This is a genomic window from Caecibacter sp. AF58-12pH5A, assembly GCF_027681725.1.
GTDB classification, from domain to species: Bacteria; Bacillota; Negativicutes; order Veillonellales; family Megasphaeraceae; genus Megasphaera; species Megasphaera hominis.
Window position 1 is genome coordinate 1 of the sequence record NZ_JAQDBC010000018.1, and the last position, 10,563, is coordinate 10,563.

A 10,563-nucleotide genomic window follows, 5' to 3' on the forward strand; every position below is an offset into this window, starting at 1 on the left:
AAGTGCGTAAGTTAGTAAATTGGTTACCGGTAACTTACACACTTCATTTTACACTCCCCATATTTTTTTATATCCATCTGTTCCGCCTCCTTTTACCTCTCTCTTATAGTTTGTATCCATACTTTATCCCTATATTTGTGAACATAGTAACATTTACTTTTTGTTTTTTCAATACATTTTGAAGAAAAAGCATACAGGGTAATAGATTTTCCCTTATTGATATTATATTTTCACGCTACATATTATAAATAATTTCATGTTACTATATTTGTATATCATCAGATCGTTACTTTATTTTCTTATTTTTTAAAGCATATATCCATTATTTATACTATTTTCTTTTTCATAAATATAATAAATTATAATACTTTAATTATATCTCATTAAGGATTACGTGAAGAAGAAATACATTATCCCCCCTGTACGGTTATTTATTCGTTTTCGTTATTTCTCAATAGTGTTTTTTATCCCGCTTACGTAGTGCACGCGTATATATATCAGTTTATTATTGGATGGCAATAGGAGAAGGAGGTTTTTTTATGCACATGAAAACAGCACTCACCGTTGGTGGCGCCTTTACAGCCTATTGTATTGGCGCAGGCTTCGCGTCAGGCCAGGAAACACTCCAATTTTACGGTTCCTGGGGCGGTGTGACGCCTTTTTTGCTCGTTATTTTTACGTTTGTCCTCATGTTTATATTCTGTTTGGGCACGTATCGGACAGGAGCCTTAAAGCACTTTGAAAATCCGAGCGAAGCCTACACGTACTATTGTGGCCGTCATCTGGGTTTCCTCATCGATATTCTCTGCACCCTCTCCATCGCCCTTTGTACGCTCATCATGTTTGCCGGAAGCGGCGCTACGATCAATCAATATTTAGGCGTTCCCGTCTGGATTGGCACGACTCTCATGGGCATCGTCGCTGTCTTCGTCGTCTGCCTGGGCCTCCAGAAGGTCGTAGACATCCTCGGCTGTGCCGGCATCATTATTATCGCCATCATGGCCGTCGTCGGCGTTTACTGTCTGGTAACCAGTCCGGTAGGTATTATGGAAGGACAGCAGCATGTCCTCGAATATGTCCAGGAAGGACGGATCCTGCAGGGCACGTTTATGGGAATCGACAATTGCGTCGTCGCGGTTTTCTCCCTGGTCGGAGCCTATATAACCTTAGGCCTGCTCTTCAACGTTTCCCTCGGCGCCAGCTGCAAAACAAAACAGGACATTTGGGGCAGTGCTTTTTTATCGGCTCTCTTTTTCTGCATTGGCCTCTCCATGGTTCTCTTGACGCTGATCAAAAACCTGGACTACATTGCTGCCATCAAAGCCCAGGTACCGATGCTGGCAGCCATTGAAAATGTACTGCCGATCATGGCCATGCCCTTTACTATTATTATCCTCATTGGCATCTTTACGACCATTACAGGCTATCTCTGGGCCTTCGGCCGCCGTTTTGCTGAAGATAAGACAAAGAAACAGCGCATCATCGTCATCGTCGTAGCCGTACTGGGTATGACCGTTGCCTCTTTTGTTCCTCTGAGCCAGCTCGTCAATACGATTTACCCTCTCGTCGGCATCGGTGGCGACCTGCTCCTCATCGGCATTCTATACCGCATGCTACGCGCAAAGGAATAAGAGCCAATAGCTTGAAAATCTTTTGTATGTATGTATTGCACATGCTTATTTTACGTTTTGTTGACAATCTGACAGTTGACAATTTCGGCATGTACGGCTATAATGAAACACACCAAAAGCATACAGGGCATCGAAGCCCGGATGAACACTACTTCACCTGTTCATCCGGGCTTTTCTGCATACCCGGGTACGCTTTTGTTCACAGACAAAAGAAAATCGGGGCAGCCTGCTGATGCGCTGTCCGGGGGACGAGGGGGTCCTGCCTGCACGGGTATATGCAGGCAGGATTTTTCTTTTGTCGTATTTTTTTACGAGGGGGTAGTTGGCATGAGAAAATTTTTGCCTTTATTTTTCTGTTTTTTATTCACTGCATCCGTTGCCTTAGGGGCGGACGGCACAGACCAGATCAGTGCCGGCGATACGGCATGGGTTCTGATCTCGGCCGCACTGGTCTTCATCATGACGCCGGGTCTGGGCTTCTTTTATGGCGGTATGGTCCGCAGTAAAAATGTCCTGACGACGATCATGCAGAGCTTCTTCATCATCGCCATGATTTCTGTAGAATGGATCATTTTCGGCTATGCCATGACCTTTGGTACAGATATTAACGGCTTTATAGGTAGTCTCGACAAGGTCGGTCTCGCCGGTGTCGGCATGAATATCTTAACAGGCGGCACCATTCCGGAGCTGGCCTTCGTTGCCTTCCAGTGCATGTTTGCCGTCATTACGCCGGCCCTCATTACAGGGGCCTTTGCCGAACGGGTCCGCTTCCGTACGTTCTGTATTTTTATATTCTTCTGGGCTGTCCTCATTTATACTCCCATGGCACACTGGGTCTGGGGCGGCGGTTTCCTGGCTCAGCTGGGGGCTCTCGACTTTGCCGGCGGCCTGGTCATCCATATTCTGTCCGGTGTATCAGGACTGACGCTCTGCCTGCTCATTGGCAAACGCCGGGGCCTGGGGAAATATCCTATCATTCCGCACAACATGCCCATGGTTGTCCTCGGTGCGTCTCTCCTCTGGTTCGGCTGGTTTGGCTTTAACGCCGGCAGTGCCTTAGGTGCCAACGCCCTGGCAGCCAGTGCATTCATTGCCACCCAGGGTGCTGCAGCAGCGGCTACGGTTTCGTGGATTCTCGTCGAATGGATCATTAATGGCAAACCGACAGTTCTCGGCGCCGCCTCCGGCTGCGTTGCCGGCCTCGTTGCCATTACGCCGGCAGCCGGCTTCGTCGCGCCCCTGCCAGCCATTTATATCGGCGCCATTGGCGGTGTCATCTGCTATGCAGCCGTCGCCGTCTGCAAGAACTATTTCGGTTACGACGACGCCTTGGACGCCTTCGGGATCCACGGTATCGGTGGTACGTGGGGTTCTATTGCCACCGGTCTCTGGGCCAGTATAGAAGTCAATCCGGCAGGAGCTAACGGCCTCTTTTACGGGGAAACCCATTTACTCACGGCCCAGCTCATTTCGACAGGCGTTGCCTATGTGCTGGCCATTGCCGGTACCTTCATTCTTTACAAGGTGATCAGCCTCTTTACAACCTTCCGCGTTGATGCTGACGAAGAAATCGTCGGCCTCGATATCAATGAACACGGCGAACGCGGCTATTTACAGCAGACCTTATAGTACAGGCAGGAGGTATTTTCTATGGTAGCAATCAAAAAAGTGGTCATTGTCACGCGGCCCAGCAAGCTCGATAAGCTGAAGGCAGCCCTCAACGCGATTGGCGTCATGGGCATCACGGTCAGCCAGGTCTTTGGCTGCGGTACCCAGAAGGGGCACGTCGAAGTATATCGCGGCAAAGAGTATAATGTTAATCTTCTGCCGCACATCAAGGTAGAAACGGTGATTTGTGAAATACCCGTCGATGACGTCATCGATGTCGCCATGCGAGTCTGCCAGACAGGCGAACCGGGGGACGGAAAAATTTTCGTCTTTAACGTCGAAGATGCCGTCCGGATCCGTACCGGTGACCGGGGGCCCGCTGCCATTATGGACGAACACGAATAATACGCAGGGCCCTGTCTTATATACTATAATATAGAGCTCACACAGAGTCCGCCTAAAAGGCCGTTTCCAGCCTCTACCGAAAAGAGTGGAAACGGCCTTTTTTCTTTCAGCCTGGCTAAAAAAGCCCTTCTATCCGCTCGCACAGCCGGATAAAAGGGCTTTCTATAGGTTTCCTGCAGGCAGCCGTCTTAGCCGTTGACTGCTTCCAGGGCTTTTTTAATTTTTCCTGCTACACCGCTCATTTTATACGCCGGGATCGAGCAGACACCGAGGCGGATACCGCGGGCCAAGGGGGCTGCAAAAATCAGGTCGTCATGCAGCTTTTCACAGGCTGCTGCCGAAACGGTAGTCGGTACAGAAATAAAGAAGCCTGCTTTATAGGGAATAACATTGAGCTCACAGGCCTGGGCTTCTTCCATAAAAATGGCTGCCCGGTCACAAATGGTGCGGAAGAATCCCGTTTCTTCTGCTTCCAGTTCTTTCAGGAGCACCGGGTCACGGCGAATAACCGAAAGGAGCGTCATGGCCGCGCGATTGACGTTCGACCACGAGGTACGGGCAGAATACTTGCCTGCTTCTTCAAATTCACGAATGACATCCTGGCTGGACGAAAGACCTACGAGTGCACCGGCACGCTGGCCATAGAGGGTAAAGGCCTTGGACATGCTATAGGCAAAGAGGACAAAGATGTGTTCCGGCAGGTTGCCAAATTTTTTCATGAACGATCGCACTTCGTTCTTTTCACCGGCATAGGCGATATAGGCAATATCTACCAAAATCGTAATCCGTTTGCCCTTCTTTTCATGAAAGCGGCATACATCGAGTACTTCGTCCCAATCGCGGTCCGAAAGGGCAAAGCCCGTCGGATTGTTGGCCGGCGTATTGAGCATGATCAGGATCGAATCCTGTTCCTGTAAAATAGCGGCCACAGACGAAGAAAAGGATTCAATATTAAAAGACCGGCTTTCATCAAGCATTGCGAAAGTTGCCAGCTGGCGGCCTACTTCGGCACAGAGGTTATCATATACGGCCCAGCGCCAGTCCGTCGTCAAGACCTTGTCGCCTACTTCCGAATAGTTGCTAATGGCAATGTGTACCGCACCGGTACCGCCGGCCGTAGCCACAGCTGCCGTATAGCCTTCCGGGTGCTGATCTTCAAATGTCGCATCAATGACATCGTGCCGATAGGTTTCCAAACCAATAGGCGGCGCATACGTAATGAAGTCGCTCATGGGCAATGAACGATATACCTTTTCTACGACAGGCAGACAGGCCACCTTTTCATCATCGTCGCCATAGCAGCCTACTGTAGCGTTTACGACCTTTTCTTTTCCGTATTGTTCAATTGCAGCCCGTGCCGCTGCTCCGGCGGAAAATACGACATCATTAATCTTTTTGCCTTCCCGGCTCGAAGCTATCATAAAAGTAGACATAGCATAACCCCTTCCCTATAGGACATCATAAATTTCGTATCTATTATAGCACGACAAGGAAAGCTTCACCTATATAATTACAAGAAAAATCTCTTTTTAGCAGGATTTGTCACGAAAAAAGCAGAAAACGCAAAATACTATATACCCGTTTCCCATAAGAGCTTATTATTTCTCTTTTACCTTTATCTTCTCGTCCATGTCCAGCAGCTCTGCCTGGAGGACACCCTTGAGCCCCAGCAGCTGGCTCATGAGCGAGCCGCCATCCAGGTCCTCGCTGACCAGAAGCGTCGCTTCCACTTCGATGTCCGACGCCTCTTCTTCCGAAAGAACGCGAAAGGACTGGAGCGCCAAATGGTGGCCCTGGAAATAGTCGGTCATGCGGCGGAACTGGCCTGTAGAATTGCGCATGACCAGGTGGATATGACACGTATGCTCACTATGACGCCGCATATATTTGTCGAGCCGCACAAACAGGGTAAGAACGATGAATACAAAGAGCGTCGCCGCTGCAGCCGTAAGGAGATAGCCCGCGCCGACGACGAGGCCGACGGCCGCAACGACCCAGATGCTGGCAGCTGTCGTCAGGCCGTGAATACTGCGGCCCTTCTGGTTGGCCAAGATCGTGCCGGCCCCTAAAAAACCGACACCGGAAACGACCTGGGCGGCGATTCGTCCGGGATCGGAATTCGTGTAGCCATACCGGAAGAAATACTCCATAGCAATATTGACAGAAATAATCATGCACAGGCACGAGCCCAGGCAGACGAGAATGTGCGTCCGCAAGCCGGCTGATTTGCTTTGTGCTTCCCGTTCATAGCCGATGAGGCCCCCTAATACGATGGCTATGAGCAGCCGTATAATGCTTTCTTCTGTACTGATCATATCTTTTCTCCCCTTCCGTTCGGCACGTATGTTCTGTACGGTAATTATATCACATTTTGTCTGAAATGGGTATATTTTTGGACACTGACGCGCTATAATCAGGTTGGTATTCCTCTGACGCTATCAGTGGCGGCAAGGTCATGCCTGATCAACATATAGTACTGTCACTACGACCGCAGGTTCAAGAACGGTAAAACGGCCGCATAAGAAAGGAGCGATCCGTATGGGCAAGCATATATTTTATTTAGATAACTTGCGCACGTGTATGGTTTTTCTCTCGATTCTCTGTCTCTCCCTGGTTTCCTTTTTACCTCTGCCGGCAGTTCCCTTGTTTGCCGTGTACGACAAACAAGCTCTCGGAACGGGCATGTTTTATTATCTCTTCTATGAATGCTTGGCAGCCCTCGTCATTCCCGTACTCTTTTTCCTGAGCGGCTATTTCAGTGCCTCTAACCTGCGGATCCGCACGCTGTCCTCCTATTTCCACGACCGCTGGCAGCGCTTAGGCTGGCCGTGGCTCTTTGCTGCACTCCTCATCGTGCCTGAGCTGGCCTGGCTCGGTATCCTCAGCCGGGGCTTTCATATCTTCTTTATGGACTATCTTTCCCGTCTGGTGCACGGCTCGTATATTACTCTCGGTGCCTATGGCATGCTGGCCATTCTCTTACTCTTTACGTTCCTGCTCATGGCCGTCAAAAAGGTAAATCACCAGGCTCTGCAGCGCAAAGCTGCCAGTACGCCGGCGCCCCTTTTCCTGCTGGCCTTCGTCGTCCTGCACGGTCTGTTTATATTCGCCTTCTCCCGCCTTTGGCTGGCTGCCTTTCAGCTGCACGCCGTGGCAGCAGCCCAGCTGTTTATGACGGTCAGCGGCTTCCGCTTCAGCTGGGTCATTACGGCAGCCTTGTATTTTGTCCTGGGCTGCTATGCCTGCCGCCATCGCTGGTTTACACCGGGCGGGTATGTACCGGGCCGTTTTTGGCTTGCTGCTGCTCTGGTCTGCCTGATGCTCTACATCCTGACGCCGGCCGTCTACGCCGATTACGCCGGTGTGCTGCTCTCCTTTACAGGCACCTTGGGCCTCATCGCAGCCTTTGCTGCCAAGGGTAACCAAAGCGGCAAGACAGCTGTCTCCTTTGCTCACATGGCCTATCCTCTCTGGTATTTGAGTATTCCGTCCCTGCAGGCAGCAACGTATTTCTTGCTGCCCCTCAATCTGGCCATTCCCCTGAAGATCCTCTTATCCCTCCTGCTCACCCTGGTTTACGGCTATTTAGTCTGCAAATACGCCTTATCCTATCTGGCCTGCTTCAAGGTCCGCTAAAAAGGTCTGGCATAAGCAATCGTTTTTAAATATTGCTTAAATTTTTTTCGAAAAACTGGCACAGGCACCCTTTTCTATGCTATGCTATATTAAGTTTGAAAGTGTTACTTTAGTAGTAGTTTTAGAAAAGGAGTTGGATCTATCGTATGGATACATTGCTGCAGCTAATGGAAGCGTATGGTTATGCGGCCATGTTTGTGGCTATGGTAGCTGAAAATGCCAATATACCTGTGCCCAGCGAAGTTGTACTTGGTTTTGCCGGGTTCCTCATTTCCCAGAATATTTTTGACTTTTGGACTACCTTTATCGTCGCCTGCGTTGCCGGCGTCGTCGGTTCCATTCTCAGCTACTGGCTGGGTTCCTATGGCGGCAGACCCTTGCTTTTAAAGTATGGCAAATACATCTTTTTCAACGAAAAGAAGTTTAACATGGCAGAAAAAATGTTTAATAAATACGGTGGCATTGCCGTCGTCATCTGCCGTTGCCTGCCTGGTGTCCGTACGTTTATTTCCTTCCCTGCCGGCGTAGCCCGTTATCCCTTTGGCCGCTTCGTCCTCTTTACCATTATCGGCACGATTCCCTGGACGTTGCTCCTGGTCTGGGCCGGTTCCGTCTTAGGCAGTCATTGGCGTGATTTGATCCAGTATAATCACCAGCTGCTCATCGCCATGGTCATTGGCTGTGCCTGCATTGCAGCAGTTGTGCTTTGGAAATATTGCCGCCGTCGTAAACAGCAGGCCGAATAAGTTTCACAACGAGTCAAAAGGCAGCAATCTATTTGCTGTCTTTTTTTTTTCGGAAAGGAAGGAAACGTTCATGAGAAGAAGCAGTCTGCTCAGCCTCATCGCCCTCGGCAGTCTCTTATTTTTTCTGTTGGGCAATGCAGCCCTTGCCATTACGGATCCCGTCGAATCGAACTATGTCCTGACGGCCAAAGAAATGGTGCAGTCCGGCAACTGGATTTCCCCGCAAATCTTTTCTACGTACTGGTACGATAAACCTATTTTTATCTATTGGCTGCTCAGCCTGTCTTATTCACTCTTTGGCTTTACGGATTTCGCTTCCCGCCTGCCCGGTGCCGTCTTTGGCATGGGTTCCGTCGTCTTTATGGCCTGGTATATGCTGCGTCGTGGCAGCCGCTGGGAATACGCCGTCCTGGCGGCCATCGTAACGGCTACGAGTTTTGAAGTCTGGATCGTGAGCCATTCGATCATTACGGATCAGATGCTCTTTTTCTTCACAGCCGGCACCTTGTTCTTCGCCTGGTTTGGCCTGACCGAGGGAAAGGGACGGTTCATGACGGCCGCCTATGCCATGGCGGCCTTGGCCGTACTGACCAAAGGACCTGTGGGAATCGTACTGCCCGGCACCTTTCTCCTCGTCTTTGCCGGCCTCCGCCGTAATCTGACATATATCAAACGCATTTTTCAGCCTGCCGGTATTCTGCTTTTCTGCGTCCTCTGCCTGCCCTGGTACGTCACGATGTACAATCTGCACGGCATGGACTTTATCAACGGTTTTTTAGGGCTCCACAATATTGCCCGGGCTACGGCGTCTGAACATCCTGAAGCCAACGTCTGGTATTATTACGTCGCACTCATTCCCGTCAGTCTCCTGCCCTGGACCGGCGCCGCCATCTACGGCATTTGGAAACGGCGCTGCCAGACCGAAGAATCTGTATATCTCCTGGTCTGGGCGGCAGGGACGTTTCTCTTTTATACGCTCGTCGCAACCAAATATCCGACCTATACGTATATTGCCAATATTCCCTTGCTTCTCTTTGCCAGCTTCGGTCTGGCCGACCTGTACGAAGAGGGCAACCGGCGCCTTTGGACATGGGTTACGGCACCGGCCATCTGTTGGTGGCTCCTCTTTTTCGCTGCTACGTTCTTCCTCCGTAAGACACCCATTGCCGGCAGCAGCTGGCTTTTGCTCTACCTGTTTGTCCCCCTTGCGATTCTCCTGGTCGTGGCAGCACAACGGCTCAAGGCCTTTCCTGCCATCCCCTTGCTGACCGGTATCGCTACAGCCGTCGTCTACCTCATCGTCCTCTACCAGGGGCTGGCTCCGTTCTATACCTATCGCTCGGCTGCGCCCTTTATTGGCCAGGAAGCCAAGCTTCCCGGACGCATCTACTTCTTTGAAGACTACCGCGTTTCCTTTACGTACTACACAGGCCTGACGGCTACCTATACGGCACCGGCCGGTTACGATGAAAATAAATTGCTCCACCGTTCGTCCGTCTGGGCCGGCAAGCATCCCTTCCCGGAAGAAAGCAGTGCTGCCTTGCAGCAGCGGCTGCGCCAGGGCGAAACGATCACCATCCTGGTACCGTCAGGAAAGTATGAGGACTACACCCGTTCTGAGTTTTATCCCCTTACACGGCCGGCCGGCAAAATCGGCGCGTGCTATGTCTTTTGTAATCTCTGAGGAGGTCTGTCATGACGCTGTCTGCATTTATCGAAAATCTCTCCCAGTATGAAAGTACTACAGCATGTAATCCCTGGCGGGATTACGACGAACGCTGTGATATCGGCCCGGACGCACCAGCCCTGCGGCGCCGGCAGCTGGCCGAATACCTGCAGCTGCGACTGGACCGGGCCCGCTATCTCTTTGTGGCCGAAGCGGCCGGGTATCAGGGCTGCCGCTTTACAGGCATTGCCATTACGTGCGAGCGCATGCTCCTGGACCATCATAAGCAGATTCCGAGTACGGCCATTCTCGGCCACAGCGGTACGCGGACGAGCCGGCCGGACTCGCCTTTCCTGACGGGCCGTACACAGCGGGAACAGGGCCTGAATGAGCCGACGGATACGTATGTCTGGGGCTCCATCGTAGATAATGGCCTGGACCCGTTTGACGTCATTCTCTGGAACATCTTTCCTTTCCATCCCCACAAAAACACACCCTTGTCGAACCGGACGCCGACAGACGCAGAATTAGCTGCCGGCCTGGCGTATACACAGCAGCTTCTCGCCCTGTGCCAGAAGCCAATGACGATCGGCGCCATTGGCCGCAAAGCGGCGGAAACCTTGCAGGCCGCCGGTCTGGACGCTGCAGCAATGCGGCATCCTGCTAACGGCGGCGCCGGCCTCTTCCGCCAGCAATTTACAGCCTGGATAGAAAGTATCCGCTAGATTTTCTCATAGTAAAAGACGGCAGCGCACTACACGTGCGCTGCCGTCTTTTGCATGTCAGGCATACCATGCTTTACTTTATTTTATTCTTATCTTGTAAAATATTAGAATATTTTTAGCCAATTCTTTATTTTTATAATTATATA

9 protein-coding genes are annotated in these 10,563 nt (G+C 50.9%); 7 read left to right on the forward strand and 2 right to left on the reverse strand.

All coding sequences use genetic code 11. The features are described 5' to 3' along the window. Positions 1-539 precede the first annotated feature (539 nt). The 3 genes from PGX44_RS08630 (at position 540) to PGX44_RS08640 (ending at position 3,644) form a co-directional block, all read left to right on the forward strand. The gene (locus tag PGX44_RS08630) at positions 540-1,631 is read left to right on the forward strand and encodes a YkvI family membrane protein (RefSeq protein WP_186503478.1); all 1,092 of its coding nucleotides are present in this window, start codon (positions 540-542) and stop codon (positions 1,629-1,631) included. Positions 1,632-1,958: 327 nt separating this feature from the next. Further along, positions 1,959-3,260 carry an ammonium transporter gene (locus PGX44_RS08635; RefSeq protein ID WP_498855055.1) on the forward strand — a complete coding sequence of 434 codons (1,302 nt, stop codon included), beginning with the start codon at positions 1,959-1,961 and terminating at the stop codon, positions 3,258-3,260. Positions 3,261-3,281: 21 nt separating this feature from the next. Next, positions 3,282-3,644, forward strand: coding sequence for a P-II family nitrogen regulator (locus tag PGX44_RS08640; protein ID WP_498855056.1), 363 nt, complete (start codon positions 3,282-3,284; stop codon positions 3,642-3,644). A gap of 188 nt (positions 3,645-3,832) precedes the next feature. Here the strand turns inward: PGX44_RS08640 and PGX44_RS08645 are convergent, their stop codons facing one another. Beyond that, positions 3,833-5,077 (reverse strand): aminotransferase class I/II-fold pyridoxal phosphate-dependent enzyme, encoded by a 1,245-nt coding sequence (locus PGX44_RS08645; protein WP_498855057.1) that lies wholly within the window; start codon positions 5,075-5,077, stop codon positions 3,833-3,835. 165 nt (positions 5,078-5,242) lie between these two features. Beyond that, positions 5,243-5,959 (reverse strand): MgtC/SapB family protein, encoded by a 717-nt coding sequence (locus PGX44_RS08650; RefSeq protein WP_498855058.1) that lies wholly within the window; start codon positions 5,957-5,959, stop codon positions 5,243-5,245. Positions 5,960-6,182: 223 nt separating this feature from the next. Here PGX44_RS08650 and PGX44_RS08655 point away from each other — a divergent pair, with 223 nt between their 5' ends. From PGX44_RS08655 to PGX44_RS08670, 4 genes are all read left to right on the forward strand, one after another. After that, positions 6,183-7,280 carry a hypothetical protein gene (locus PGX44_RS08655; RefSeq protein ID WP_498855059.1) on the forward strand — a complete coding sequence of 366 codons (1,098 nt, stop codon included), beginning with the start codon at positions 6,183-6,185 and terminating at the stop codon, positions 7,278-7,280. Between the two features lie 146 nt (positions 7,281-7,426). Next, the gene (locus tag PGX44_RS08660; RefSeq protein WP_186503491.1) at positions 7,427-8,026 is read left to right on the forward strand and encodes a DedA family protein; all 600 of its coding nucleotides are present in this window, start codon (positions 7,427-7,429) and stop codon (positions 8,024-8,026) included. A 70-nt stretch (positions 8,027-8,096) separates the two neighbouring features. Beyond that, positions 8,097-9,710, forward strand: coding sequence for an ArnT family glycosyltransferase (locus tag PGX44_RS08665; RefSeq protein WP_498855060.1), 1,614 nt, complete (start codon positions 8,097-8,099; stop codon positions 9,708-9,710). An 11-nt stretch (positions 9,711-9,721) separates the two neighbouring features. Continuing rightward, on the forward strand, positions 9,722-10,417 hold the full coding sequence (locus tag PGX44_RS08670; protein ID WP_498855061.1) for a uracil-DNA glycosylase: 696 nt from the start codon (positions 9,722-9,724) through the stop codon (positions 10,415-10,417). Positions 10,418-10,563: the final 146 nt, after the last annotated feature.